At 75.3% G+C, this 25,394-nt stretch carries 24 protein-coding genes; 15 read left to right on the top strand and 9 right to left on the bottom strand.

Annotated elements, in window-relative coordinates; translation table 11 throughout:
- Positions 1–76: 76 nt before the first annotated feature.
- Complete coding sequence (locus FHR36_RS26090) at positions 77–457, top strand: MmcQ/YjbR family DNA-binding protein (protein WP_253800910.1); 381 nt, start codon at positions 77–79, stop codon at positions 455–457.
- A 22-nt stretch (positions 458–479) separates the two neighbouring features.
- On the top strand, positions 480–1,145 hold the full coding sequence (locus tag FHR36_RS26095) for an MOSC domain-containing protein (RefSeq protein ID WP_253800912.1): 666 nt from the start codon (positions 480–482) through the stop codon (positions 1,143–1,145).
- Positions 1,146–1,186: 41 nt separating this feature from the next.
- Here the strand turns inward: FHR36_RS26095 and FHR36_RS26100 are convergent, their stop codons facing one another.
- Positions 1,187–2,404, bottom strand: coding sequence for a glycosyltransferase 87 family protein (locus tag FHR36_RS26100; RefSeq protein WP_253800913.1), 1,218 nt, complete (start codon positions 2,402–2,404; stop codon positions 1,187–1,189).
- Positions 2,401–3,948: a polyprenol phosphomannose-dependent alpha 1,6 mannosyltransferase MptB gene (gene mptB / locus FHR36_RS26105; protein WP_253800914.1), complete on the bottom strand. Its 1,548-nt coding sequence runs from the start codon at positions 3,946–3,948 to the stop codon at positions 2,401–2,403. The genes FHR36_RS26100 and mptB overlap by 4 nt, the downstream gene beginning before the upstream one ends.
- A 296-nt stretch (positions 3,949–4,244) precedes the next feature.
- Between mptB and FHR36_RS26110 the strand changes: the two genes are divergently transcribed.
- The 3 genes from FHR36_RS26110 (at position 4,245) to FHR36_RS26120 (ending at position 6,344) form a co-directional block, all read left to right on the top strand.
- Positions 4,245–5,129 carry a GNAT family N-acetyltransferase gene (locus FHR36_RS26110; protein WP_253800915.1) on the top strand — a complete coding sequence of 295 codons (885 nt, stop codon included), beginning with the start codon at positions 4,245–4,247 and terminating at the stop codon, positions 5,127–5,129.
- The gene (locus FHR36_RS26115; RefSeq protein WP_253800916.1) at positions 5,126–5,989 is read left to right on the top strand and encodes a lysophospholipid acyltransferase family protein; all 864 of its coding nucleotides are present in this window, start codon (positions 5,126–5,128) and stop codon (positions 5,987–5,989) included. Before FHR36_RS26110 ends, FHR36_RS26115 begins: the two co-directional genes overlap by 4 nt.
- A gap of 88 nt (positions 5,990–6,077) precedes the next feature.
- Positions 6,078–6,344, top strand: coding sequence for a metal-sensitive transcriptional regulator (locus tag FHR36_RS26120; RefSeq protein WP_253800917.1), 267 nt, complete (start codon positions 6,078–6,080; stop codon positions 6,342–6,344).
- A gap of 33 nt (positions 6,345–6,377) precedes the next feature.
- On the opposite strand, the gene FHR36_RS26125 is transcribed toward FHR36_RS26120, so the two are convergent.
- Both FHR36_RS26125 and FHR36_RS26130 read right to left on the bottom strand, forming a co-directional pair.
- Positions 6,378–6,662, bottom strand: a complete 285-nt coding sequence (locus FHR36_RS26125) for a metal-sensitive transcriptional regulator (protein ID WP_253800919.1) — start codon at positions 6,660–6,662, stop codon at positions 6,378–6,380.
- Positions 6,663–6,706: 44 nt separating this feature from the next.
- Complete coding sequence (locus FHR36_RS26130; protein WP_253801911.1) at positions 6,707–8,089, bottom strand: MBL fold metallo-hydrolase; 1,383 nt, start codon at positions 8,087–8,089, stop codon at positions 6,707–6,709.
- A 182-nt stretch (positions 8,090–8,271) separates the two neighbouring features.
- Between FHR36_RS26130 and FHR36_RS26135 the strand changes: the two genes are divergently transcribed.
- The 3 genes from FHR36_RS26135 to FHR36_RS26145 are packed head-to-tail and all read left to right on the top strand — an operon-like array spanning position 8,272 to position 10,050.
- On the top strand, positions 8,272–8,652 hold the full coding sequence (locus FHR36_RS26135; protein WP_253800921.1) for a rhodanese-like domain-containing protein: 381 nt from the start codon (positions 8,272–8,274) through the stop codon (positions 8,650–8,652).
- Positions 8,649–9,425: a sulfite exporter TauE/SafE family protein gene (locus FHR36_RS26140; RefSeq protein ID WP_253800923.1), complete on the top strand. Its 777-nt coding sequence runs from the start codon at positions 8,649–8,651 to the stop codon at positions 9,423–9,425. Before FHR36_RS26135 ends, FHR36_RS26140 begins: the two co-directional genes overlap by 4 nt.
- Before the next feature lie 43 nt (positions 9,426–9,468).
- Complete coding sequence (locus FHR36_RS26145; RefSeq protein ID WP_253800925.1) at positions 9,469–10,050, top strand: rhodanese-like domain-containing protein; 582 nt, start codon at positions 9,469–9,471, stop codon at positions 10,048–10,050.
- A gap of 102 nt (positions 10,051–10,152) precedes the next feature.
- Here FHR36_RS26145 and FHR36_RS26150 read toward each other — a convergent pair whose 3' ends face one another.
- The gene (locus FHR36_RS26150) at positions 10,153–10,362 is read right to left on the bottom strand and encodes a hypothetical protein (RefSeq protein ID WP_253800927.1); all 210 of its coding nucleotides are present in this window, start codon (positions 10,360–10,362) and stop codon (positions 10,153–10,155) included.
- A gap of 382 nt (positions 10,363–10,744) precedes the next feature.
- A complete protein-coding gene (locus FHR36_RS26160) occupies positions 10,745–11,578 on the bottom strand; it encodes a pentapeptide repeat-containing protein (protein WP_253800929.1) in 834 nt (277 codons plus the stop codon).
- A gap of 212 nt (positions 11,579–11,790) precedes the next feature.
- Between FHR36_RS26160 and FHR36_RS26165 the strand changes: the two genes are divergently transcribed.
- Entirely contained in the window at positions 11,791–12,219 is a 429-nt protein-coding gene (locus FHR36_RS26165) for an avidin/streptavidin family protein (protein WP_253800931.1), read from the top strand.
- Positions 12,220–12,341: 122 nt separating this feature from the next.
- The gene (locus FHR36_RS26170) at positions 12,342–14,150 is read left to right on the top strand and encodes a SpoIIE family protein phosphatase (protein WP_253800933.1); all 1,809 of its coding nucleotides are present in this window, start codon (positions 12,342–12,344) and stop codon (positions 14,148–14,150) included.
- A gap of 19 nt (positions 14,151–14,169) precedes the next feature.
- On the opposite strand, the gene FHR36_RS26175 is transcribed toward FHR36_RS26170, so the two are convergent.
- Positions 14,170–15,138, bottom strand: coding sequence for a hypothetical protein (locus FHR36_RS26175; protein WP_253800935.1), 969 nt, complete (start codon positions 15,136–15,138; stop codon positions 14,170–14,172).
- A gap of 239 nt (positions 15,139–15,377) precedes the next feature.
- Between FHR36_RS26175 and FHR36_RS26180 the strand changes: the two genes are divergently transcribed.
- Positions 15,378–15,959, top strand: coding sequence for a hypothetical protein (locus FHR36_RS26180; protein WP_253800937.1), 582 nt, complete (start codon positions 15,378–15,380; stop codon positions 15,957–15,959).
- 37 nt (positions 15,960–15,996) lie between these two features.
- Here FHR36_RS26180 and FHR36_RS26185 read toward each other — a convergent pair whose 3' ends face one another.
- A complete protein-coding gene (locus FHR36_RS26185) occupies positions 15,997–18,792 on the bottom strand; it encodes a TIM-barrel domain-containing protein (RefSeq protein ID WP_253800939.1) in 2,796 nt (931 codons plus the stop codon).
- 296 nt (positions 18,793–19,088) lie between these two features.
- Between FHR36_RS26185 and FHR36_RS26190 the strand changes: the two genes are divergently transcribed.
- The 4 genes from FHR36_RS26190 (at position 19,089) to FHR36_RS26205 (ending at position 24,534) form a co-directional block, all read left to right on the top strand.
- Positions 19,089–20,333 (top strand): glycosyltransferase family 4 protein, encoded by a 1,245-nt coding sequence (locus FHR36_RS26190; RefSeq protein ID WP_301330735.1) that lies wholly within the window; start codon positions 19,089–19,091, stop codon positions 20,331–20,333.
- A complete protein-coding gene (locus FHR36_RS26195; RefSeq protein WP_253800941.1) occupies positions 20,330–21,487 on the top strand; it encodes a glycosyltransferase in 1,158 nt (385 codons plus the stop codon). Before FHR36_RS26190 ends, FHR36_RS26195 begins: the two co-directional genes overlap by 4 nt.
- Entirely contained in the window at positions 21,487–22,422 is a 936-nt protein-coding gene (locus FHR36_RS26200) for an SGNH/GDSL hydrolase family protein (protein ID WP_253800943.1), read from the top strand. The genes FHR36_RS26195 and FHR36_RS26200 overlap by 1 nt, the downstream gene beginning before the upstream one ends.
- A 66-nt stretch (positions 22,423–22,488) precedes the next feature.
- Positions 22,489–24,534: a phosphocholine-specific phospholipase C gene (locus tag FHR36_RS26205; RefSeq protein WP_253800945.1), complete on the top strand. Its 2,046-nt coding sequence runs from the start codon at positions 22,489–22,491 to the stop codon at positions 24,532–24,534.
- Positions 24,535–24,626: 92 nt separating this feature from the next.
- On the opposite strand, the gene FHR36_RS26210 is transcribed toward FHR36_RS26205, so the two are convergent.
- On the bottom strand, positions 24,627–25,301 hold the full coding sequence (locus FHR36_RS26210) for a TetR/AcrR family transcriptional regulator (RefSeq protein WP_253800947.1): 675 nt from the start codon (positions 25,299–25,301) through the stop codon (positions 24,627–24,629).
- Positions 25,302–25,394: the final 93 nt, after the last annotated feature.

Raw genomic sequence — 25,394 nt, forward strand, 5'->3', positions numbered from 1 at the left:
GGGCCGCTACGACGCGACCGCCCGCCGGTGCGAGGATGGAGCCGCGTCCGCAGCTGTCCCACCGCCGGAGGCCGCCATGAGTGCCACCCCACCGCCGCTCGACCGGCTGCGGTCGATCTGCCTGGCGCTGCCGGAGGCGCAGGAGCGGCCGAGCCACGGCGAGGCGAGCTGGTTCGTCGGCGGCGGCAGGATGTTCGTCACCACCGCCGACCACCACCACGACGACCGCGTCGCGCTCTGGGCGGCCGCCCCGGCCGGGGTGCAGGAGCACCTGGTCGCCGCCGACCCGGAGCGCTACTTCCGGCCGCCGTACGTGGGCCACCGCGGCTGGGTCGGCGCCTACCTGGATGTCCCGGTGGACTGGGCGCGGGTCGAGGACCTGGTGGTCGACGCGTACTGCCTGGTCGCCCCGGCCCGCCTGCGCTCCGCGGTCGAAAAGCCCGGGGCCGGTGGTTGAAGCCTCGACTAGCGTGGGCCCCATGAAGCTGCTGACCGTGAACGCGGGCAAGGCCCGCCCCGTCCCGTACACCGACGCCCCGTCCGGCGCCTCCGGCATCGACAAGCAGCCGGTGGACGGCCCGGTCCGCATCGCGCACCCCGGCCCCAAGGGCTCGGCGGGGGGCGGCGTCGCCGGCGACGCCGTGTGCGACCTGCGCTTCCACGGCGGTCCCGACCGGGCGGCGTACGCCTACGCCCGCGAGGACCTGGACGCGTGGCAGCGGGAGCTCGGCCGCGACCTCGCCAACGGCTGCTTCGGCGAGAACCTGACCACCGCCGGCGTCGACGTCACCCACGCGCTGATCGGCGAGCACTGGCGAATCGGCACCACCGTCCTGGAGGTCACCGGCGGCCGGATCCCGTGCCGGACCTTCCAGGGCTTCCTCGAGGAGCCGGGCTGGGTCCGCCGTTTCACCCGGGCCGCCCGGCCCGGCGCGCTGCTGCGGGTGATCGAGGAGGGCGAGGTCCGCGCGGACGACCCGATCGAGGTGGTCCACCGCCCCGACCACGACATCACCGTCCACCTGCTCTTCCGCGCCGCGACGCTGGAGCGCGAGCTGCTGCCGCGCACCCTGGTCGCCGCCGAGTGGATGGAGTCCGGGTTCCTGGAGACCGCCCGGGAGTACGTCGCCAAGTACGGCTCCTAGTACGGCTCCTGGTACGGCTCCTGGTACGGTCACCGCCGCCGTCACCCCGGGACGCCGCTGGTCGCCGGCACCGGCTCGCGGACCGGGGCCGGTCGCGGCGCGGCCGGTGGCCGGCGGCGGATCGGCATGCCGATCAGCAGGCCCAGGGTGATCAGCAGGTACGCGTTGCCGCCGATCAGCGCCAGCGGTCCGGGGGTGTCGGCGCGGAACAGCCAGACCACACCGCTGACCAGCACCGCGTACAGCGTCCACCCGGTGGCCAGCAGCCGGGCGCGGCGCAGGCGGTCGGTGGTGCGCAGGGCGGCGTCGCCGAGGACGGCGAGGGCGGGCAGCAGCCACACCAGGTGGTGCACCCAGGTGATCGGGCTGACCAGGCAGCAGGCGAGGCCGGTCAGCGCGTAGCCGGCCAGCCGGTCGCCGGCCCTGGCGGCCCGGCGCACCCGGTACGCCCAGATCCCGAGGACGACCAGGGAGCTCGCCAACCACAGGGCACGGCCGGGCAGTTCGGGTCCGAGTCGGGCGATCGCGCCCTGCAGGGACTGGTTGGAGATGTAGCCGAAGGCGCCGACCCGGTCGGTGTCCCAGAGCGCCGCGGTCCAGAAGGTCCCGGAGGCGCGCGGTGCGGCCAGCCAGCCGACCCCGGTCGCGACCAGCGCCACCGCGGTGGCGACCAGGGCCGTACGGCGCCGGGTGAGCAGCAGGTACCCGATGAACAGGGCGGGGGTGAGCTTGAGCGCTGCGGCCAAGCCGATGCCGATGCCGGCCCAGCGGGCGTACCGGCTGTCGGCCAGCCGCCAGTCGGCGAGCACCAGGGCCACCAGCAGCAGGTTGACCTGGCCGAAGCTGAAGGTGTCCCGGACCGGGTTGAGCAGCGCGACCAGGCAGGCGGCGATGGAGAAGGCGTACCAGCGGTTCCAGCCGCGGCGCCTGGCCACCGGGTCGACCAGCCACCACAGCAGCAGGCCGGTGGCGACGGCGCCGAGGACCACGCTGACCGCGATCGCCGGGTGCCAGCCGAGCAGCAGCATCGGCAGCATGCAGAAGGCGGCGAACGGCGGGTAGGTGAACCCGTACGCCGTCCCGGGCCGGACGTAGTCGTAGATGGTGCCGGTGTCGGCCCAGTGGTGGACGGTGCCGTAGTAGACGCCGACGTCGAACCAGCCGCGGTGGCCGGGGATGACGGCCAGGAAGACGGTGGTCGAGGTCGCCAGCGCGATCAGCACCAGGATTCGGCGGACGGTGGCCGGGGCAGCGCTCACCGGGCGCGCCCCGCCATCCGCACCGCCGCGCCTTCGGCGGTCCGCGGTCGCGACGGTCCGGCCGAACTCCCTGCGCGCGACGTACCGTTGGCGCGGACACCGCGTACGGCGACCAGTGCCGCCACACCCGCTCCCGCCGCACCGCCGGCCACGGTCAGCGCGAGCGCGGCCGGGCCGGGGGTGAATCCGTCCGGGACGACGGCGAAGGCGAGCACCGCGCACGCCGCGGCCGTCCAGGACCGGGTCCGGTCGCCGAGGGGTGCGGCGGCGGCGATCAGGACCACCGCCCACAGCGCGTACCAGGGCCGCAGGGCCGGTCCGAGCAGCACCAGCGCGGCCAGCGCCAGCCCGGTGGCGTGCACCGCGCCGATCCGCCCCCGGGCGACCCGGCGGGCGAGCAGGACCGCGACCGTGGCGGCGCCACCGAGGCCGAGCCGCTGCACCAGTGCGGTCACCGCCGGATCCCCGGCGGCGAACACCGCGGCAGCGGCCCGCCCGAGCGAGCTGACCGGCGACCAGCTGCCGGCCGAGACCGGCGTGCCGAGGGCGGCCACCCAGCCGTACCCGGTGCCGGCCAGCGCCGTCACCAGGACCGTGGTCGCCACCGCCGCCACCGCGACCGTTCCTGCCGCTCTGACCAGGTCGACCGCCGTCCGCCGGGGCCCACCGCCCTCAGCAGCCTCCTGTGGTACGGCGAGCCAGGCGACGGCCGGCAGCGCCAGCACCGCCGGCGCTTTTACCAGCGCGGCAAGGGTGACCAGCGCCGCTGCCCCGACCACTTGGCCGCGCCGGGCGGCCAGCAGTCCGCCGACCAGCAGCGGCAGCAGGACGGCGTCGTTGTGGGCGCCGCCGATCAGATGGAGCAGCACCAGCGGGTTGAGCGCCCCCAGCCACAGGGCCGCCGCCGGCGGGACACCGCAGGCTCGGGCGAGCCGGGGCAGCAGCACCACCAGGGCGACGGTGCCGGCCAGCGCCAGCGCGCGCAGCGCGAGTACTCCGCCCACCACGTCGGAGCCCACCACGCCGGAGCCCACCACGCCGGGTCCGGCCACGGCGCGGGCGGTCCGGGCCAGGGCGAGGAAGAGCGGGCCGTACGGCGCCGGGGTGCGCAGCCAGACGTCCGGTACCTGCGCGGCCTCCGGGCCGCCGAGGTCGGCGGGCCCGTGGGCGTACACGTCGAGGCCGGCGTCGAGCATGGCGCCCTGCGCGAGGTAGCTGTAGACGTCCCGGCTGAACAGCGGCGCGGCGGCGAGCAGCGGGCCGGCCCACCAGGCGAGGGTGACGGCGAGCCAGCGGACGCCGACGGGTGCGGCTCGGCCGGTGCGCGCGAGTGCACGGCCGAGCAGCAGCCAGGCCGCCACCAGCAGGACCGTGCCGAGTCCGGTGAGCAGCAGCGCGGGCCCTGCGTGGCCGGGCACCGGCCGGGCGTCGGCGGCGACCGGGAGGGCGCCGCTGCGCAGGCTCCCGGCGGCCAGCGCGAGCGAGCCCGCCAGCCCCAACCATCGGCACCGGCGCGGCTCGGCGGTGAGGGCCCAGTGCGGCATGCGGGGAACGGTGACAGGCCGCCATTGCCAGCGGTGGAAGGGCCAACGTCCGTCGGATGACGAGAGGTTGACCGGCTCGCGCGCCCCGCGGCGGTCGGCCGGACGGCGCTGCCCGGCATTCAGCCGGTGCACATCTGACTTCCCTCGAATCGCAACCTCCACGCCAGCCGGATCGGGGAGACATACCAGGGACGCGAGCCGCCGGAGCGCCGTCGGCCCGATCCGGGTGACCCCCGCCGTCAGCTTCCTGCCCTCCGGTCCACCGACCCCCGCCGTCAGATCACGGAGAGTCCGCCATGGCCACCGCGCACACCCGTACCGCCCAGTCCCCGTCCGCCCCCGCCACCTCCACCTCTCCCGCTCCCGGGTACGCCGTCTCCTTCGCCCGCGACGAGGCGGACGTCCGTGCCGCCCAGCGGCTGCGCCACCTGGTGTTCGCCGAGGAGATGGGCGCGGTGCTGGACAGCGCCCACCCCGGCCTGGACGTCGACCCGTTCGACGAGTACTGCGACCACCTGCTGGTCCGGGAGGAGGGCAGCGGCGAGGTGGTCGGCACCTACCGGCTGCTGCGCCCCGAGCAGGCCAAGCGGGCCGGCCGGCTGTACTCCGACACCGAGTTCGACCTCTCCCGCCTCGGCGGCCTGCGCGACGGCCTGGTGGAGGTGGGCCGCTCCTGCATCCACCCCGACCACCGCGGCAACGGCGCCGTGATCAACCTGATGTGGGGCGGCATCGCCCGCTACCTGGTCGACACCGGCAACACCTGGATCGCCGGCTGCTGCTCGGTGCCGCTGGCCGACGGCGGGGCCACCGCGGCCGGCGTCTGGGACGCGGTGGCCGCCAAGTACCTGGCCCCCGAGGAGTACCGGGTCAGCCCGCTCCACCCGTGGGACCCGACCGGTATCGTCCGCCCGGCGCGCACCCCGATGCCGGCGCTGCTGCGCGGCTACCTGCGCCTGGGCGCCTGGGTGTGCGGCGAGCCCGCGTACGACCCGGACTTCGGGGTCGCCGACCTGTACGTGCTGCTGTCGCTGGAGCGGACCGACCCGCGCTACCTGCGGCACTTCCTGTCCGCCGCCGAGGCGATCCGGCCCGCCGCCGCGACCACCGGCGGCTCCGCGGCCGCGCTCGCCCCGGCGCCTGCCCCGCGCCCGTCCGTCCCGGGGGCGGCGGCGGCATGAGCACCTGGCTGCCGACGGCCCCGTGCACGCCCGGCGCGTGCGTGGCCGCGAGCGGTCCCGCGGTGGCGGTGCCGTGGCGGCTGCTGCGCTGCGCCGGGTGCCTGCTGGTGCTGCTCGCGGGCGTCGCCCTGGTCCCGCTGGTGCGGGCCTGGCGGTGGCTGCCCGCCGAGCGGCTGGTCCGAATCTGGACCCGGACACTGCTGGCCTCGCTCGGGGTCCGGGTACGGGCGGGCGCCACGGCCCCGCCCGCGGGCGGGGCGCTGCTGGTCGCCAACCACATCTCCTGGCTGGACATCCTGCTGGTGGCGGCCGTCCGGCCGGGCCGGATGCTGGCCAAGACCGAGGTCGGGCAGTGGCCGGTGCTCGGTCCGCTGACCACCTGGGGCGGCACCATCTTCATCGACCGCGACCGGCTGCGCTCACTGCCGAGGACGGTGGAGCAGGCCACCGAGGCGCTGCGCCGCGGCGAGCGCGTGGTGGTCTTCCCGGAGGGCTCCACCTGGTGCGGGCGGTACGGCGGGCGGTTCCGGCCGGCGCTGTTCGAGGCGGCCGTCCGGGCCGGCGCGCCGGTGCAGCCGCTGACCATCCGCTATCGGCTGGCCGACGGCTCGGCCACCACCGCGCCCGCCTTCGTCGGCGAGGACGGACTGCTCGCCTCGCTCTGGCGGGTGGTGACGGTCCGCGGGCTGGAGGCGGAACTCGAACTGCTGCCGCTGATCCCGGCCGGCCGCCACCCCGGGCGCCGGGAGCTCGCCCGCGCCGCGCAGGCCGCGGTCGACCTGCGCCGCTTCCCCGACGGCGGCGCGGTCGCGGACGGGCCGGCCGCTGCGGTGCTCCATCCGCCGGCCGCGGCGGCCTGAGCGCGGGGCGGCGGGCCGCGCTCGCTCCGCCGCCCCGATACCCCCTCAGGTATGATCGCCGGAACCACGGACGCGAGGAGATACCGCCATGCAGGTCGACGAGGAGGCCGCCGGCGCGGTGCTGAACCGGCTGCGCCGAGCCCAGGGCCAGCTGGCCGGGGTGATCGCGATGATCGAGGCCGGCCGGGACTGCAAGGACGTGGTCACCCAACTCGCCGCCGTCTCACGGGCCCTGGACCGCGCCGGGTTCAAGATCCTGGCCAGCGGCATGCGGCAGTGCCTGGTCACCGCGGACGGCGACGCCCCGCCGATGACCGAGGCGGAGCTGGAGAAGCTTTTCCTCACCCTGGCCTGAGCGGACCCGCACCCGGTCGCAGGGCGCCTGCGGCTACGCCAGCGCCAGGAACAGCTTCTCCAACTCGGCCTCGCTCATGGGCGCTCCACCCTCCTCCGCTTCGGCGAGGCACTGGCGCATCCCGCTCGCGACGATCTTGAAACCGGCCCGGTCGAGCGCCCGGGACACCGCCGCCAGCTGCGTCACGACGTCCTTGCAGTCCCGGCCGGCCTCGATCATCGCGATCACCCCGGCCAGCTGGCCCTGCGCGCGGCGCAGCCGGTTGAGCACCGCGCCGACCGCCTGCTCGTCCACCTGCACCCCGAACACCTCCTTCATACCCCCTCGGGTATCAACCCCTGAGCCGACCGGCCCATTCCCGGTCAGCCCGCGGCCACGCGCTCCACTTCCTCCCAGGCCGCGTAGCCGCCGAGCAGGTCCGCCACCCGCTCGTGCCCGGCGTGGCGCAGCAGGCTGGCCGCGATCGACGACCGGTGGCCGCCCGCGCAGTGCACCACCACGGCCCGCTCCCGCGCTATCTCCCCCATCCGCGCGGGGAGTTCGGCGAGCGGGAGATGCAGTGAGCCCTCGATCCGGCCGGCCGCGCGCTCGCCCTCGCCGCGCACGTCGACCACCAGCGGCGGCTCCGCGTCCGCGAGCCGGGCCCGCAGTTCGGCGGCGGTACGGCGGTCCGCGAGCCGCAGCTCCTCACCCGCCGCCGCCAGGACGGCCGCCGGGTCGGCCGCGTACCCCCCGACGCGGTCGAACCCGATCCGGGCCAGCCGGGTGACCGTCTCCACCTCCCGCCCCTCGGGCGCGATCACCACCAGCGGACGGTCCGGCGAGAGCACCGTCCCGGCCTGCTCGGCGAAACGCCCGTCGGCCGGCACGTTCACCGCCCCACGCAGGTGCCCGGCGGCGAAGGCGTACGGGTCGCGGGCGTCCACCACCACCGCCCCGCCCGCGCGCGCCGCCAGGAACTCCGCCGCCGCCAGCGCCACCGCGGACGCGCCGTCGAACAGCCCCCGGACCCGCCGGTTCAGCTCGGCGTCGTACCCGAAGTAGCCCGGCGCGGCGGGCTGTCCGGCCGTGACGAGGGCCACGAACTCCTCCTCGCCCATCGGCGCGCAGGCGTAGTTGGTCGCCCGCTGCTCGCCGATGGTCGACTGCCGCTCGGTCGACAGGTTCTTCCCGCACGCCGACCCGGCTCCGTGCGCCGGGAACACCCGCACCTCGTCCGGCAGCGCCATCAGCCGCCGGTGCACGCTGTCGTACAGCATCCGCCCGAGCTCCTCCGCCGACACCCCGGCCGAGGCCAGCAGATCGGGCCGGCCGACGTCGCCGACGAACAGCGCGTCGCCGGTCAGCACCCCGTACGGCACCGGGTCGCCGGCCCGCTCGCGGACCAGCACGCTGATCGACTCGGGGGTGTGGCCGGGCGTCTCCACGACCTCCAGCTCGACCGCGCCGAGCACGATCCGCTCCCCGTCGGCCAGCTTGCGGATCGGGTACTCGGTCTCGGCCCGGCTGCCGTAGCCGATCCAGGCGCCGGTCCGGGCGGCCAGCTCCAGGTGCCCGGCCAGGAAGTCGGCGTGGAAGTGGGTGTTGATCACCCCCTCGACGGTGAACCCGCGCGCCTGCGCCTCGGCCAGGTACTGGTCGACGTCGCGCCGGGGGTCGACCACGACGGCGCGGCCGGTCGTCTCGTCGGCGATCAGGTACGAGGCCTGGGACAGACAGTCCAGGTAGTACTGGGCGAAGAACACGGTGATCCTCATCTCCGCGGGCCCCGCAGGCCCGCCGCGAAATACCGGTGGGGGTATATGCTCGCTTCCAACGATATACCCCCACCGGTATTCCGGAAGCGCCCCGGCCGCCCGCAACCGCGCCCGCACCGCCTCCGACGGACCGGCCACTCCTCGCAACCCCCGCGCCCCCTGGAGGCACCATGGCCACGCCCGCCGCACGGCCCGCCGCCCCGTCCGACCCACGCGAGATCGGCCCGGCCGACGCCCACCGGCGCGTCCTGGCGGGCGAAGCCGTGCTGCTCGACGTCCGCGAACCCGAGGAGCAGGCCGCCGCCCGCGTCCCCGGCGCCGTACCGCTCCCGCTCGACCGGTTGCTGACGGGGTCCGCCACGCCGCCCGCCGGCCTCCTGCTCACCTTCTGCCGCAGCGGCAACCGCTCACGGGTCGCCGCCGACCACCTCGCCGCCCGCGGCCTCCCCGCGCTGAACGTCACCGGCGGGCTCCGCGCCTGGGCCGCGGCCGGACTGCCCGTCCACGACACCACTCGCGGCCATGGCGGCCCCGGCCGGGCCGCGATATGACCGCCCTGCTGCTCGCCCTCGCCGCCGGAGCGGTCGTCGGCCTCGCGCTCGGCGCCCTCGGCGGCGGCGGCAGCATGCTCGCCGTCCCCGCCCTGATCTACCTGCTCCACCTCGACCCGGCCACCGCGACCACCGCCGCCCTGCTGATCGTCGCCGTCACCACCCTGACCGCCCTGCCGGCCCACGCCCGCGCCCGGCGGGTCCGCTGGCGCACCGGCCTGCTGTTCGCCGCCGCCGGACTCCCCGCCGCCACCCTCGGCGGAGCCCTCTCCCGGTACGCCCCGCCCGCCGCCCTCACCGCCGGGTTCGCCGGCCTGGCCGCCCTCGCGGCCTGGCGCATGCTCGGCCCGCGGCGGCCGGCTCCCCCGCCGGCAGCGCCCGCCGCACCGGGCCCGGCCCCGGCCCCCTCCCCGACCCGCTCCCTCGCCGTCGGCGCCGCCCTCGGCCTCGCCACCGGGCTGCTCGGCGTCGGCGGCGGATTCCTCGCCGTCCCCGCCCTGGTCTCCCTGCTCGCCCTGCCGATGACCGAGGCGGTCGCCACCAGCCTGCTGGTGATCGGCGCCAACTCGCTCGCCGCCCTCGTCCCGCGCCTCGGCTCCGCCGGCCACGTCCCCTGGACCGTCGTCGGACCGTTCGCCGCCGCCGCGGTCCTCGGCGCCTGGGACGGCAAACGGCTCGCCGCCCGACTCGGCGGCCGCACCCTCCAGCGCGTCTTCGCCGCCGCGCTGCTCTCCGTCGCCACGCTGATGCTGGCCGACGCGATCCTCCACTGATCCGATCCCTCACCTGTCCCCCACCGACCCCTTGAGGACCACCGTGACCCCCACCCTGACGATCGACCAGCTCCGCGCCGACCTCGACACCCTCACCGTGATCGACGTCCGCACCCCGGGCGAGTACGCGGGCGGACACGTCCCCGGCGCCCGCAACATCCCGCTGGACCAGCTCGACCGCGCCCTGCCCGCCCTCCGCGCCGCCGCCGAACGGGGCGCGCTCGCCGTCGTCTGCGCCTCCGGAGCCCGCTCACGCGCCGCCACCGAGAGACTTGTCGCCGCGGGCGTCCCCGCCGCCACCGTCGCCGGCGGCACCTCGGCCTGGGCCGCCGCCGGCCACCCCCTCGCCCGCCCCGCCACCGGCACCGCGGCCACCACCTGGGCGATGGACCGTCAGGTCCGGCTCGCCGCGGGAGCGATCGTCCTACTGGGCCTCGTCGCCGACCTGGCCGTGCCGGGCCTGCGCTGGCTCTCCGCCGCGATCGGCGCCGGGCTCGTCCTCGCCGCGCTCACCGACACCTGCGCCATGGGAGCCCTGCTCTCCCGTCTGCCGCACAACCGCCCCCGCGGCGGCGCGTCCGCCCTGGCCGGCACCCTCGAATCCCTGCACACCGGCCACTCCTGACCACCCGCCCGACCGCACGACGGACCGCACCACCGGCCGTACGACGCCGGCCCCGGTCCCATCGCGGGACCGGGGCCGGAACGCCGCCGCCGGGCGCCCGGCCTACCGGGCACTGCTCGACGTCGCCGCAGGTGTGCAGGTGTTGGGTGTCGCCTCGTGGTGCCCCGCCAGCCAGAAGCCGACCAGCAGGCCGCCGACGGCGAGGACCTTGTGCCGGTGCTGCTTCCACCAGGACGGCGAACCGGCCGCCATGAAACGTAGTTGGGTGTAATCCGGATGTTCGCTGGGCGGTGTGTCCTTGAACAGTCCCATCTCGGGTGAACCTCCTGACCCCGTCGGGAAGTTCATGACCATACGCCCCACTCGTCTTGATCGCAGGCAATTTGTCCCCGCCGTCCCCCGTCCCCACGGCCCCCCACCCGCACCCCCTCACCCGTTCGGCCCCGCGCACACCCCGACCGACCAGCGCACACCCGGCCACCAAGCCGCGATGCGGACCCGACACGACCTACCAGTGGGTCGGGCGGGCCAGGGTGGCGGGGATGCGGGTGGTCGCGTCGCCCTTGGCGGCGTTGAGCTGGGGCTGGGTGAGGAAGAGAGGCCCCACCACCCACACCCCTCACCCGTTCAACCCCCGCCCACACCCCGACCGACAAGCGCGCACCCGGCCTCGACGCCTCGATACGGACCGGGCCTACCAGTGGCTCGGGCGGGCCAGGGTGGCGGGGATGCGGGTGGTCGCGTCGCCCTTGGCGGCGTTGAGCTGGGGCTGGGTGAGGAAGAGCGCGTCGGTGAGGTCGGCGCCGCGGAGGTCGGCGTCGCGGAAGTCGGCCCCGATCAGGTCGGCGCTGCGCAGGTCGGCGCCGCGGAGGTCGGCGGCGATGAGGTACGCGCCGCGCAGGTTGGCACCGCGCAGGTCGGCGCCCTTCAGCCGAGCCCCCATCAGATCGGCGCCGCGGTGGTTGCGCTTCTTGCCGGGTACCCGGGCGCGGACCAGTTCGCCGGCCCGGAGCAGCAGTTCCCCGACCGGGCCGCGGACCGCCGCGACGTCCGTCTCGACCAGGTCCGCCGCGTCGCGCAGCGTGAGCGCGTCGATGGTCTCCATCGCCCGCCGCAGCTCGCCGTGGACGGCCTTCGCCGCAGGCAGTCGCAGGGCCTCGTCCACGTACCGGAGCAGTTCGTGCAGCTGTCGCATGACCGGGAAGGCGGCGAACATCTGCCGGGCGGTCTCCGGGTCGCGGCGCCAGTCGGTGCCGCCGAAGGTGACCTGGGAGACCTTCTGTCCGGCGCCGAAGCAGTCGAAGACGGTGCAGCCGGAGTAGCCCTTGTCGCGCAGGCTGCTGTGGATGCCGCAGCGGAAGTCGGCCTGGAGGTTGCGACAGGGGGTACCGGCGTCCTTGTTGGCCGCGAAGTCGGCCGAGCGGGCGAACGGGAGCGCGACGCAGCACAGGCCGAAGCAGCTGCCGCAGTCGGAGATGAGGTCGAGCCGGGTCCGGTCGGCGGGCTGGACGTCGCGCGCGTGGGTCAAGGTCGGTGCACTCCTGTTGCGGCCGGCCCGCGGGCCGGCGGGTCCGCGGTGGGCTCCATTCTCCCCGACGGCGCCGGGTCACCCGGTCCGGGGTCGATCACGGGGCGGTCCGCGCGCGCCGCCCGGCGGCGGGCGCCGGTCCCCGGCAGAGTGGTTCTCGCACTCCCCGTACAGCCCGGAGGGGCTGTGCTCGACCACTCAGGAGGACGACCGTGGGCATCGCCGGCGACTGGTACAGCGAACTGGGTTCGCACATGCGGCTGGACACCGACCCGTCGGGAGCCGTCACCGGGACGTACACCTCGGCGCTGGGCCGGGTCAGCGGCGCGTACCCGCTGGTCGGCCGGTACGACCCGCCGCGCAAGGCCGCGCAGGGCACCGCGCTCGGCTGGGCGGTGGCCTGGCAGAACGACAGCGCGGACGCCGGCTCGGTGACCGCATGGAGCGGCCACTACCGGGGCGACGGGACGGAGCGGATCTCGGCGACCTGGCTGCTCACCCGGTCCGCGGAGGCCCCGGACACGTGGGAGTCCACGGTGGTCGGGCACGACGTGTTCACCCGCGAGGCACCCGATCCGGCACGCGTCGCCCAGCAGCGACTGGCCCGCCCCCTCCCCCACCCCCCGGGCGCCGAGGGCTGACCGGGACCCACCCCGTACGGTGGAGCGGACGCCCGCGGGTGCACGCGGATGCACGCCGGTGCGCGCGGCCGCCCGCTCCGCCGAACGGATGCGGATCACCGAGCCGGGCGTGACGATGGGCCGTGTGCGGAACCGGCCCGGCGGAGGAGGACGACTCGGTGGTGCTGCCCGAGCCCCCGAGCCAGCGTCCCCCGACGCCACCGCGGCACGCCGCTCCCTCCCCGGCCGCTCCCGCGCCCGCCGCTGAGCCGTCCCCCGCCGTCACGTCGGCATCGACCGCCGCCGACGCCCTGGCCGACGCCTTGGCCACCGCCCCGGACGCCGTCCTCGCACATCTGGTCGCCGCCACCCCGGCCGGTCTCGCGCTGCTCGACCGCGAGCTGCGCTGGCGCTTCCTGAACCCGGCCTTCGCCGACCTCACCGGCGCCGCGCCGGAGCGGTTGCTCGGCACCGCCGCGACCGACCCGGACGTCCCGGCGCGCGTCCTCGCCGACGGCCGCCCCCGGACCGGCACTCTCGCCGGGCACCCGGCGCACTACCGTCGGCTCGACCTGCCCGGCCTGCCGCCCGCCGTCCTGGTCACCCTCACCGAGCCACCGGTCGGCGCCGCCGAGCGGCGGGAGCTGGCGCAGGCCCGGATCCGGCTGGCCCTGCTGGAGGCGGTCGCGACCGAGGTGGGCACCACCCTGGAGCCGGACACCACCTGCGCCGAGCTGGCCGCGTTCGCCGTCCGCGACCTGGCCGACCTGGCCACCGTCGATGTGCTGCCCGACGCACCGGAGCCGGGCAAGGCGGCTCGCAGCCGCCCCCGGCTGCGCCGCGCCGCGTTCGCCGGCCGTCCCGACCTGCGCGGCGATGTCGCGGCGCCCGCGCCGCCCGGCGCGCCGGTCCGCTACCGGACGGGTTCGGCGGTCGCCCTCAGCCTGGAACACGGTCGGCCGGTCGCGGCCAACCTGCTCGACCCGGCCGACCTGGACGACTGGGCGGCCGACCCGCCGACCTTGGCCGCGTACCGGGCGGCCGGGGTGGACTCCGTCCTCGCGGCGCCGCTGCAGGCCCGCGGCCACCTGATCGGGGTGCTCACCCTCGCCCGGGCCCGCAGCACCACCCGCGACACCACCCCCGGCACCACCCCCGGCTTCACGCCGGACGAGGTCGCGCTGGTCGGCGAACTCGCCGCCCGGGCGGCGCTGAGCCTCGACAACGCCCGCCGGTACGCCCGCTCCCAGGGGATCGCGCTCGAACTCCAGCGCGCCCTGCTGGCCGAGCCGGGCAGCCCCCACCCCAACCTGGAACTGGCCTCCCGCTACCTGCCGTCCGGCACCAGCTCGGTGGTCGGCGGCGACTGGTACGAGACGGTCCGGCTCCCGTTCGGGCGGACGCTCCTTGTGATGGGCGACGTCATGGGGCACGGGGTCGAGGCGGCGGTCGACATGAGCAACTACCGCTCGATGCTGCGCTACGTCGCCGCGATGGACCTGCCGCCGCACCGGATCCTGCGCCAGCTCGACGCCCTCATCTCCGAGGAGCCCGATGCCCGCCCCGCCACCTGCCTGCTCGCCCTCGCCGACCCGGCCCGTTCCCGCTGGACGTTCGCCAGCGCCGGCCACCTGCCACCGGCCCTGCTGGCGGCCGACCGGGCCACCGAACTGGTCGAGGTGCCCACCGGCCCGCCGCTCGGCACCGGCCTCGGCGGGTACGAGCCGACCAGTACGGAACTCCGCGCCGACCAGGTGCTGCTGCTCTACACCGACGGCCTGGTCGAACGCCGCGGCGAGGACATCGACCACTCCCTCGCCCGCCTCGCCGGCCTCCGCCTGCCCATCGCGGGCCCGCTCGACACCCTCCTCGACGCCGTCCTCACCGCCCTCACCCCGCACGCCGCCGAGGACGACATCGCCCTCCTCGCCGCCCGGGTCCGCGCCCGCTGACCGGCCCGAGGACCACCGCTCAGCCCTGCGCGTGCCGCCGCCGTGCCCGGAGCGCGGCCACGCCCGCGGCCACCGCGGCCGCGGCGGAGATCGCGGCGGCCGGCCGACTGCCGAGCACGTCCAGCCCGGCCGCCAGGGCCAGGAAGAACGCCACGGTGGGCAGCACCGCCGCCCCCACCGTCCGGGTCACCACCAGCAGCATCGCGGGACGCCAGTACGCCCGCCCTTCCGGCGGCGGCCTCCCGTGACCGTAGTACTGCACCGCGCGGCGTCCGAGCGCCTCGCAGCCCTGGAGGCTGGCGTACCCCATCGCCGGGATCCACACCATCGGCATCACCACGCCGATGACGATCAGCAGGGTCATCCCCGCCCACCCCACCACCTTGCGGACCGTCCCCCGCTCCGACCCGCCCGAGCCGATCAGCCCCAGCAGGTACGCCATCCGCTTGATCATCCCGAACTTGGCCCGGGTGCTCGCCTCGGCCTCCTCCTCCGCCGACACCACCACCACCGGCTCCCCACTGGTCGTGCCCTCCTCCGCCTGCTCCTGCGCCTTCAGCTCCGCCAGCCCGGCCTCCGCCGCGGCGACCGTCGGGTAGACCCCCTGGAGCACGAGCAGCTCCGCGACCCGCTCGGTCGAGTTGGGGTCCTTCCCGGCCAGCGCCGCGATCTCCAGCGCCATCCGCAGCTGGGCCAGCAGCGCGGTGCAGAACGCGACCGGGATCAGCAGGATGAACGGTCCGCCGACCAGGCAGCCCTCCAGTACCGCCCGGCGGGCGCCCCGGGAGAGGACGACCTCCTGCGGGTTCTCCGCCTCGGCGGAGAGCTTCCCGACCTCGGCGGCGGCCTTCGGTCCCTCCTGGTGGACGGCGTAGATCGCCAGGTGCTCGGGGAGGTGCTTCGGGTCCTTGGAGGCGGTGTGCAGCAGCTCCGAAGCCGCGCCCCGCGGCTTTCGGGTCTTCGGTTCGCCCGCCTGCGACTGCACCACACCTGAAGGCTAACCAGCCTCGACGCCCGACGCCCCCTCTCCCGGCCACCGCCACCCCCAACGTCGGCGCCCCTGTCGGTCCCTCTCCTAGCCTCCCGGCCATGGGGATCCACGACGCCCCACACCGCTCCCCCACAGCCGTCCCGCCGACTACCCGCACCGCTGTCCGTCCCGCCGTCGGCCCTCCCGCCCACCGACTGCCCGCACCGCTGTCGGTCCCGTCCCCTACCCTCCCGGCCATGGGGATCTACCTGGTGAGCGTCGAGGCCGAGGACTGGGCGGAGGAGGAGGGGTTCGGTGCACTGGTGGGGGTGCTCGGCGAGGCGCTCGCCGCCCGTGGCGCGGGACCGCTGACGCCGCCGGAGCCGCGGCCGGCGGCGGCGTACGTCCGCGGCGACGGCAGCATGTTCGAGGAGAAGCTGTACCGGCCGATGGACGGCTTCGCGGCCCTGTGCGAGCGTGTGCTCGCCCCGGCCGGGACCGAGGCGCTGCTCGGTTGGGACGTCCTGCTCCCGCTGCCGCTGGACGGGCCGTTCACGGTCACGGCCGCGGGGTGGGACGGCGAGGAGGCCACGGTGCACAGCGCTCACCGCGCCCTTGCGGCGGCGCGCCGCCTGGCGACCGCCGTCGCGCTGCCGCCGTCCGTACCCGCGCACTGCGACAACCTGCAGATCGGCGTCTGGTTCGACCGGGTCCGGGAGAGCGGCACCACCCGCACCGGCGCGTGGACGGAGGACCTGGACACCGCCTTCTACACCGCCGTGTACCTGCGCGCCGCCGAGCACGCGCTGCGCCGGGGCTGTCCGCTCGTGTACAGCTGAGCGGGACCGCCCCGGCGCGCGACCTTCCGGCCGTCGGCTAGGACGACGGGCGTCCGGTGGCCGTGATCTCGGCGGCGCTGGTCCAGGGGCCGCGGTTGCCGGCCTCGGTCAGGGCGCGCAGCCGCAGGTAGCGGCCGGATTTCGCGGTGAACGCGACCTTCTTGGCGGTGGCGGTGTCGGCGAAGGTGCCGGTCGCCACGGGGGTGCCCCACGAGGTGGTGGAGTCGGAGACGTACACCTCGTACTGGCCGATCCGGCCGTTGACGCCGCCGTCCTGCCGGGGCAGGTAGCCGAGGCTGTCGACGTCGTAGCGGGCGCCGAGATCGATCTGGATCTCGTGCGGCAGTGCGGCGGCGCCGCCCGACCACTTGGTGTGCCAGATGGTGCCGCTGTTGCCGTCGAAGGCGTTGGTGGCGGCGCCGTTCTCGGCGACGGTCTCCTGGCTGTCGGCGGAGACCAGCTTCCAGGCGGTCTGCGGGATCGGCCCGGAGGTCGGCGGGACGGCGGTCCCGGCCGGCACGGTGATGCCGCGGGCGGTGACGGTGAACGCGCCGGACTGGCTGCCCGCCTTGATCCACAGCGTGCCGGCCCGGTCGGCCGCGTCGTAGTACCAGCCGCTGCTCGCGGCGTCGTACGCGGCCTTGCTGCCGAGCGCGGTGAGCGTCGTGGCGCCGACCGCCACCGAGCTCGGGGCGCCCGCGCTGTGCACGCTGAACTCGTAGCCCCGCGAGGCCGGCTTGCCGGTGTAACTGCCGTTGCTGGCGCCGACGGAGAGGGTGACGTCGCCGGTCCCGCCGGTGGGCGCGGTGACGTCGACCTGCTGCCGGGCGTACGCGCCGTTCTGGTAGGCCCGGGTCAGGCCGTCGTCCTCGTACAGGTTGAAGGACGAGGTGCCGCGCGGGTAGACGTCGTAGGTCAGGGTGGAGACCGGCTTCTCCCCGGTGTAGTTCATCTGCGGCCACATCGGCACGATCGCACCGGACTTGACGAACAGCGGCAGCGTGTCGAGCGGCGCCGCGTAGCCGTTGAGCCAGCCCGGGCCGTTGTAGACCCGGCCGGTCCAGTAGTCGGTCCAACTGCCCGCTGGCAGGTAGATGCCGTCCCGGACGGAGGTGTCGCTGACCACCGGCGCGACCAGGAAGGAGTCGCCGGCCATGAACTGCCCGCTGGTCTGGTTGCCGCGCGCCACCGGGTCGTTCGGGTATTCCAGCACCATGGCGCGGGTGGACGGCACGCCGGTGTCGTTGGCGACCTTGCTCATCGTGTACAGGTACGGCATCAGCCGCATCTTCAGCTGCAGGTACTTGCGGTTGATGGACAGGTACGGGTCGGCGTACCGCCAGGGCTGCTTGTCGTTGTAGCCGGCCGACGGGTTGGTGGCGCCCCAGCCGGACATGGTCATGAACGAGGGCGTGAACGCCTTCCACTGCAGGTCACGGACGTAGGTCTGCGGGCTGCCGTCGTAGATGCCGTCGATGTCGCCGGAGGCGTAGTTGAGGCCGGACAGGCCCGCACCGGCGATCGAGGGGACGTGCCAGCGCATGGCGTCCCAGGTGCCGTGCGTGTCACCGGTCCACACCACGGCGTTGCGCTGGGTGCCGGCCCAGCCGTCCACCGTCCAGACGAAGCGGCGGGCGTCGGAGTTGTTCTCGAGGCCGGCGACCGCCTGGTTGACGCCGGTGAACGCGGTCTTGTAGCCGCCGCCGATCCACGCAACGTCGGTCTTCACGGCGCGTGAACCGGCCGTTCCTACCTCCCAGTTGATGTTCGCCAGCCCGGTGGAGGTCCACAGGCCGGTGTTGAAGCCCTTCGCCTTCAGCCCGGCCACCGCGTTCGGCAGGTCGGTGTAGCCGCAGCCGTAGCCGTCGTTGGGCAGGAACCAGCCCGAGGGCATGTCCGCCGCCCGCGCGTCGGTGGCGTAGCCGACCACGTCGGGGGTGGTCTGGTGGCGCACCCGGTTGTGGTCACCGGTGTAGGTGGGGTTGGAGGCGTTGAAGCAGTCGGCGTTGCCCAACTCCAGTCCCCAGACGGGCGCGAGGAACGGCTTGCCGGTGACGTCGGTGTAGCCGCCGAGCACGTCCTTGAGCGAGTTCCCGGCGAAGTACCAGGCGTCGAACCGGCTCTCGTTGTGCGTCAGCGCGGTCGGGGCGCCGAAGTTGTACGACCCGGGCGCCCAGGTGTTGCGCATCACGCCGTAGCCGTTGGTGGACATGTAGAACGGCGCCGGGCTGGCGTTGGTCCCCTCGGTCCACTGGTTGGAGACCGCGACCGGGACGGTCTTGTCGCGCAGTGCCCACTCGCCCAGGTGCAGTCCGGTGCCGTAGAACTGCTCGTCCGCGCCGCGGCTGAGGTACTGCGTGGTCTGCTGGTTGGTCCAGCTGGTCGGCTGGGACTCGGCCCACACCAGGGTGGTGTCGTCGGCCCGGTAGAGGGCGAAGGTCAGCGGGGCCTTGTTGATCCGCAGGCTGACCGCAGAGGTGCCGATCCGCCAGTACGCGCCGGCGTCGGTGAGGGTGGCGCCGACGGTGCCGAAGCCCGTCCGGATCGCCAGGTCGCCGCCGGCCGGGTCGTTGGTGAACGTGCCGTCCGGGGAGAGCCAGATCCGGAAGATGTCGGCCCGGGCCATGGTGATCCGGGCGGCGGCCTTGCCGCTGGTGGTGACGGTGAAGGTGTCGCCGGAGCGGGTGACGGCGGTGGCGTTGCCCGCGGTCGCGGCGTGCGCGGCGCGGGCCGGCCCGAGGACGGTGAACAGGGCTGCGACGAGCAGGACGGCCAGGGCCAGGACGCTGCTGCGGCGGCCGGGACTGCCGGGTCGGGGCAGGACGGATCGCATACGGGCTCCTCCTCGGAGGGCTGCGGGTGCCGATGGGTCACGAACGTTGCGCGGAGGCGCAGTTGTGCGCGGGCGCAGGTGAGCGGTACACATCGCAGCAGTCGCCGGTTCTGCCGTCAAGTGCTCGTAAAGACACAGTTCCGCGCAAGTTTGCGCAGCAGCAACTCTCGCGGTGCGCGATGCGGACGCGCCGACCACCGGTCGATCACACGCCAGTGCGAAATCGCTGGCAGACGTTCGCCTGCGCGAAAGATCCCTTTGGCCGGTCGCACGCCCGGCCCGGCCAGAACGTTGGCATGCGAGTCGCCATCGTCACCGAGTCCTTCCCGCCCGAGGTCAACGGCGTGGCCCACAGCGTGCTGCGGGCCGCCGAGCACCTCGTCCGCCGGGGCCACCAGCCACTGGTGATCACCCCGGCACCGGCCCGCGGCGCCCACTGCCCGCCGCACTCGTTCGGCCCCGCGGACACCCCGCTGCCGGTCGTGCGGATCCCCTCCGTGCCGCTGCCGCGCTACCCGCAGGTGCGCATCGCGCTCCCCAGCCGCCGCCTGGCCGAGGCGATCGCCGGGCACCGGCCCGACATCGTCCACCTCGCCAGCCCCTTCGTCCTCGGCGCCCGGGCCGCCCGGATCACCGAACGGCTCGGCCTGCCCACCGTCGCCGTCTACCAGACCGACCTCGCCGGCTACGCCCAGGCGTACCGGATGGGCCGCGGCCTCGGCTCGGCGATCGCCTGGCAGCGGATCCGCTCCGTCCACCGCTCCGCCGCCCGGACCCTCGCCCCCTCCACCCCCGCGGCCCAGGACCTGACCGCCAACGGCGTGGAGCGGGTGCGGATCTGGGCCCGCGGCGTCGACTCCGTCCGCTTCCACCCCGAGCACCGCGACGAGGCGTTGCACCGCTCGCTCGCCCCCGGCGGCGAGGTCCTGGTCGGCTACGTCGGACGGCTCGCACCGGAGAAGCGCGTCGACCTGCTCGCCGAGACCTCCCGACTCCCGGGCGTCCGCGTCGTCGTCATCGGCGACGGCCCCAGCGCCCCCGCCCTCAGGGCGGCGATGCCCGGCGCGGTCTTCCTCGGCCGCCGCACCGGCGCCGAACTCGCCCGTCTCTACGCCACCTTGGACGTGTTCGCGCACACCGGGCCGCTGGAGACCTTCTGCCAGACCATCCAGGAGGCCATGGCCAGCGGCGTCCCCGTGGTCGCCCCCGCCGTCGGCGGTCCGCTCGACCTGGTCGGCCACCGGCGGACCGGCCTCCTGGTCGCCCCGCGCGACCCGGCCGCCGTCGCCCGCGCCGTCGCCGCCCTGGCCGCCGAGCCGGAGGTCCGCACCCGTTACGGCGCCGCCGGTCGCGCCGAGGTCGCCGGCCGGACCTGGGAGGCCGTCGGCGACCAACTCCTGCGCCACTACGAGGAAGTCCTCGCCGCCACCGGCTCCCTCCCCCTCCCGGCCCTCGCACCCGTCACCTTCCCCGAGCCCGCCACCCGCATCGCCGCCCCCGACCTCGCCGCCGCCGAGCTCGTCGAGGAGCAGCCCGCGTGAGCAGAAAGCTGCGCATCGTCCGGGTGGCCAACTTCGTCACCCCCGTCTCCGGCGGCCTCCGCACCGCCCTGCGCCACCTCGGCGCCGGCTACCTGGCCGCCGGCCACGAGCCGGTGCTGGTCGTCCCCGGCCCCCGCCGCAGCGACGAGTGGACCGAGCAGGGCCGGGTCGTCACCCTGCCCGGCCGTCCCCTCCCGGGCAGCGGCGGCTACCGCCTGCTGACCGACCGCCGCAGTGTCGAGCGCACCCTCGCCGACCTCGCCCCCGACCGCCTGGAGGTCTCGGACCGCACCACCCTCCGCTGGACCGGCGCCTGGGCCCGCGGCCGGGGCGTGCCCGCGATGATGGTGTCCCACGAGAGCGCCACCGGCGTCCTGCGCGCCAACGGCCTGCCGCCCGCCCTGGCCCGCTCCCTCGCCGACCGGCTCAACTCCCGTACGGCGTCCGCCTACGACACCGTCCTGTGCACCACCGCCTGGGCCGCCGAGGAGTTCGAGCGGATCGGCGCGCGCAACCTCGCACAGGCCCCGCTCGGCGTCGACCTGGAACTCATGCACCCGGACCGCCGCGACCCGGAGCTCCGCGCCCGGCTCGCCGAACCCGGCCAGGTGCTGCTGGTGATGTGCTCCCGGTTGTCGGGCGAGAAGCGTCCGGAGCGCGCCCTGGAGACGCTCGCCGAGCTGCGCCGCCGCCACCGGATCCCGGCCGTGCTGGCCGTCGCGGGTGCGGGTCCGCTGCGCCGCCGGCTGGAGCGGCGGGCGCACGAGTTGCGGCTGCCGGTCCGCTTCCTCGGCCATCTCGCCGAACGGTCCGAGGTGGCGGCCCTGTTGGCCACCGCGGACGCCGTGATCGCCCCGGGTCCGGTGGAGACCTTCGGTCTGGCCGCGCTGGAGACGCTGGCCTGCGGTACGCCGGTGGCGGTCAGCCGGTCCTCCGCGCTGCCGCAGGTGGTCGGCCGGGCCGGTCTCGCCGCCCCGGACAGCGGTGGCGGGTTCGCACTGGCCGTCCGCGAGCTGCTGTCCCGGCCGGAGGCGGAGCGGCGTGCGACCGCCCGGGCCCGCGCCGAGGAGTTCGGCTGGGACGCGGCGGTGGCGTCCTTCCTCGCCGCGCACGGGGCCGCGTCCGAGCCGGCCCGGCGGGCCGGGGAGCCGTGATGGCGGTCCGCTTCGTGGCGCTCGGCGACTCGCTCACCGAGGGGATCGGCGACCCGGTTCCCTCGGGCCGGCGCGGCTGGGCCGCCCTGCTCGCCCCGACGCTCTCGGACGGCCTGGTGGACTTCCACAACCTGGCGCGCAGCGGTGCGCTCAGCCGCGACCTGGCGTACGAGCAGCTGCCGGCCGCCCTCGCCCTGCGTCCGCACGTCGCAGCGGTGATGATCGGCGGCAACGACACCCTGCGGGCGTCCTTCGACATCGTGCGGACCGCCCGCCACCTGGACACCGCGCTCGCCGCCCTGAGCGCCGCCGGCGCCGTCCCGCTGACCGCCTGCCTGCCCGACCCGGGCCGGCTGCTGCGCCTGCCGGCGCCGATGGCCCGGCCGCTCGCCCGCCGGATGCGGGCGGTCAACGCGGTGGTCCACGAGCTCTCCGCCCGCCACCGCGCCGTCCACCTGCACGTCGCCCGACTCCCGTGGCAGCGCGAGCGCTTCCTGCTCAGCGTGGACCGGCTGCACCCGAGCGCGGCCGGCCACCAGCGGATCGCGGCCGGCTTCCACGCGCTGCTCGCCGCCGAGGGCCACCCGGTCGGCCCGCCCGCACCGCCGCTCGCCGCCGCCCCGCCCGGCGCCGCCGCCGACCTGTGGTGGATGGCGACCCGGGGCACCCGCTGGATCGCCGCCCGCTCCACCGACCTGCTCCCCGGCCTGCTCTCGCTGGCCGCGGCCGAGTCCGGCCACCTGCTCGCCCGCACCACCCACCGGCTGGACGCCGCCGCCGACCGCCGCACCGCCGCCGCGCTCGCCCGCCTCCCGCTCCCGACCCGGCTCCCGACGCCGCTCCCGACCCCGGCGCCGCGGGCCCTTCCGCAGGCGGTTCCGGGTGATCCGCACCCTTCCCGGGTTGTTCATACATCTGCCACTACCCGCGAGTAGGCTCGACACCTTCGCGCGGCATAGTGCCGGGCCGAGACGCCCCAACCACCAAGGGAGAACGCTCGGATGACCCCCGTGAACCGCAGAACATTCCTCGGATCGGCCGCCGCGCTCGGCGCCGCCCTCGGACTGGACGCCCTGCCCGGCACCACCGGCCGGGCCGAGGCCGCCACCACCGGCACCATCACCGACGTGAAGCACGTCGTGGTCCTGATGCAGGAGAACCGCAGCTTCGACCACTACTTCGGCGCGCTCAAGGGCGTCCGCGGCTTCGCCGACCGCGCCACCGTCCAACTCGCGGGCGGCTACGACGTCTTCAACCAGCCGAACGGCAGCGGCCGGCAGTACCCGTGGCAGCTGAGCGCCAACAACACCTGGTGGTGGGGCACGAGCGCCGAGTCGATAGCCCAGTGCGACGGCTCGCTGGACCACGGCTGGAACACCCAGCACGCCGCCTGGAACAGCGGCAAGATGGACAGTTGGATCTCGGCCAAGGGCTCCAACCGCACCATGGGGTACCTGGCCCGCGCCGACATCCCGTTCCACTACGCCCTGGCCGACGCGTACACCGTCTGCGACGCGTACCACTGCTCGATCCTCAGCGCGACCGGGCCCAACCGCACCTACCTGTGGTCCGGCACCATCGACCCGGCGGGCACCGCGGGCGGGCCGGCCTACGACGGCGGCGACGAGAAGAACCTGCGCTGGCAGACCTACGCCGAGGCGCTGCAGAACGCCGGGGTCAGCTGGAAGGTCTACCAGAACACCGCCGACAACTTCGGCGACAACGGCCTCGCCTACTTCAGCCAGTTCACCGGCGCGGCGAGCACCAGCCCGCTGTACCAGCGCGGCATGACCTCGGTGCCGAAGGCCAGCGGCTCGACGCCCGACGACATCGCCGCCGCCATCAGGGCCGACGCGCTCGCGGGCACCCTCCCGCAGGTCTCCTGGGTGGTCGCCGACCAGGCCCACTCCGAGCACCCGGACGCCCCGCCGAACGACGGCGCCCACTTCGTCTACCAGGTGCTGCAGTCCCTGGCCGCCAGCCCGGACGTGCTCAACTCCACCGTCCTGTTCCTCAACTACGACGAGAACGACGGCTTCTTCGACCACGTCCCGCCGCCCGTCCCGCCCGCGGGCACCGCCGACGAGAGCTACAACGGCACCGCGATCGGCCTCGGCTTCCGCGTCCCGATGGTCATCGTCTCGCCGTGGACCCGCGGCGGCTGGGTCGACTCCGAGGTCTTCGACCACACCTCGGTGATCCGCTTCCTGGAGACCTGGACCACCGCGATCGGCAAGCCCGCCGTCGCCACCACGATCAGCGCGTGGCGCCGCAAGGTCTGCGGCGACCTCACCGGCGCCTTCGACTTCGCCCACCCGGTGTACGGGCTGCCCGCGCTGCCGGACGTCAGCGCCAGCGTCCACCAGGCCGGCTGCAACGTCACCCCCAACCCGGCACCCACCACCAACGCGCTGCCCGCCCAGGAGCCCGGCACCCGGCCCGCCCGCGCGCTGCCGTACCAGCCGAACGGTTCGGTCGACCGCCTCGAGTTCGACGCCGACGGCAAGATCCTGCTCTGGCTCGCCATGGCCAACCAGGGCGGGCCCGCCACCCGCGCCGCCCACTTCGCGGTCTACGCCAACGCCTGGCGCAGCGGCGGGCCGTGGCAGTACACCGTGGAGCCCGGCGGCACCGCCGGCGACTTCTTCAACATCGGCACCGGCTTCGGCGACGGCAAGTACGACCTCACCATGGTCGGCCCCAACCGCTTCCTGCGCCGCTTCACCGGCGACGCCACCGCGGCCGGCAAGCAGCTCGAGGCGGTCAGCTCGTACGCCCCGGCGCCGGACACCGGCAAGCTCGCGGTCTGGTTCACCTTCACCAACACCTCGGCCGCGGCAGCCACGTTCACCGTCAAGGCCACCAACTACCGCAGCGGCACCTGGACCTACCAGGTCCCCGCCGGCGGCACGGTCCGCGACTGGTTCAACGCCGTCACCGTCGCGAACGGCTGGTACGACTTCACCGTCACCACCACCGCCGACGCGAGCTGGACCCGCCGCTTCACCGGCCACCTGGAGACCGGCAGCGCCAGCATCTCCGGCTGACCCGCCTCTTTGGCCAACCGGCAACTCCGGCCGACCCGCCACGACGCCCGGTATCGCTCGGCCCCACCCGAGCGGTACCGGCGGTGGCCCGCTCAGCCGCCCGGCCGCTCCTCGCCCGCCTCCCAGAGGCCGGCGAACAGCTCGTCCAACCGCTCCTCACCGACCGGCGGTTCGGGCAGCGGCGGTCCGGCCGGCGCGCGGAAGCCGTCGAGCAGCAGGGCCAGGTAGCGCCGCCACAGTCCGGGCCGCAGGTCGTGCGCGGCCGGCACCGCCCGGCACAGCGGCCCCAGCAGGAACAGCAGGTCCATCGCGACGACGTCGGTCCGCATGGTGCCCTGCCGCTGCGCGCGGGCCACCAGTTCGCCGACGGTCTCGGCGTTGCGGTGGCTCATCTCGGCGAGCGCCGGAACGCTCGGAATCGCCATCGTCACCACATCGTTGATGCCCCGGTTGTGGGCGACGAGGTCGAAGATCCGGGTGAAGTAGCCCTCGATCGCGCTCCAGGCGTCCTCGACCGCGAGCGCGTCCCGCCCGGCATCGACGACGACCCGGGCGGCGTCCGCGAAGACCTCCCCGATCAGCGCGTCGCGGGTCGGGAAGTGGCGGTAGAGGGTGGCGTTGCCGACGCCCGCACGCCGCGCGATGACGTCCAGCGGGGCGTCCGGGCCGAGTTCGGCGAAGACGTCGAGGGCCGCGGCGATCAGTGCGTCCCGGTTGCGCTGCGCGTCCCGCCGCAGCGGCGCCGGCCGAGTTCCACCCTGTGCCATGCGACCCACCCTATCCCGACCGAGGACGCCTCCCCGGAGCAACAAACGGGGACCACTCCCCACTTCCTGTAGACTCGCGCTCGCACAAAACGG

This window comes from Kitasatospora cinereorecta (assembly GCF_024172095.1).
GTDB lineage: Bacteria > Actinomycetota > Actinomycetes > Streptomycetales > Streptomycetaceae > Kitasatospora > Kitasatospora cinereorecta.

Bases quoted from the DNA above. Each gene is read 5' to 3' on its own strand.
- FHR36_RS26150 (WP_253800927.1), bottom strand. From the start codon at position 10,362: ATGGGACTGTTCAAGGACACACCGCCCAGCGAACATCCGGATTACACC.
- FHR36_RS26205 (WP_253800945.1), top strand. From the start codon at position 22,489: ATGACCCCCGTGAACCGCAGAACATTCCTCGGATCGGCCGCCGCGCTC.
- FHR36_RS26120 (WP_253800917.1), top strand. From the start codon at position 6,078: ATGCAGGTCGACGAGGAGGCCGCCGGCGCGGTGCTGAACCGGCTGCGC.
- FHR36_RS26090 (WP_253800910.1), top strand. From the start codon at position 77: ATGAGTGCCACCCCACCGCCGCTCGACCGGCTGCGGTCGATCTGCCTG.
- FHR36_RS26210 (WP_253800947.1), bottom strand. From the start codon at position 25,301: ATGGCACAGGGTGGAACTCGGCCGGCGCCGCTGCGGCGGGACGCGCAG.
- mptB (WP_253800914.1), bottom strand. From the start codon at position 3,948: ATGCCGCACTGGGCCCTCACCGCCGAGCCGCGCCGGTGCCGATGGTTG.
- FHR36_RS26095 (WP_253800912.1), top strand. From the start codon at position 480: ATGAAGCTGCTGACCGTGAACGCGGGCAAGGCCCGCCCCGTCCCGTAC.
- FHR36_RS26200 (WP_253800943.1), top strand. From the start codon at position 21,487: ATGGCGGTCCGCTTCGTGGCGCTCGGCGACTCGCTCACCGAGGGGATC.
- FHR36_RS26190 (WP_301330735.1), top strand. From the start codon at position 19,089: ATGCGAGTCGCCATCGTCACCGAGTCCTTCCCGCCCGAGGTCAACGGC.
- FHR36_RS26115 (WP_253800916.1), top strand. From the start codon at position 5,126: ATGAGCACCTGGCTGCCGACGGCCCCGTGCACGCCCGGCGCGTGCGTG.
- FHR36_RS26110 (WP_253800915.1), top strand. From the start codon at position 4,245: ATGGCCACCGCGCACACCCGTACCGCCCAGTCCCCGTCCGCCCCCGCC.
- FHR36_RS26135 (WP_253800921.1), top strand. From the start codon at position 8,272: ATGGCCACGCCCGCCGCACGGCCCGCCGCCCCGTCCGACCCACGCGAG.
- FHR36_RS26180 (WP_253800937.1), top strand. From the start codon at position 15,378: ATGGGGATCTACCTGGTGAGCGTCGAGGCCGAGGACTGGGCGGAGGAG.
- FHR36_RS26125 (WP_253800919.1), bottom strand. From the start codon at position 6,662: ATGAAGGAGGTGTTCGGGGTGCAGGTGGACGAGCAGGCGGTCGGCGCG.
- FHR36_RS26140 (WP_253800923.1), top strand. From the start codon at position 8,649: ATGACCGCCCTGCTGCTCGCCCTCGCCGCCGGAGCGGTCGTCGGCCTC.
- FHR36_RS26185 (WP_253800939.1), bottom strand. From the start codon at position 18,792: ATGCGATCCGTCCTGCCCCGACCCGGCAGTCCCGGCCGCCGCAGCAGC.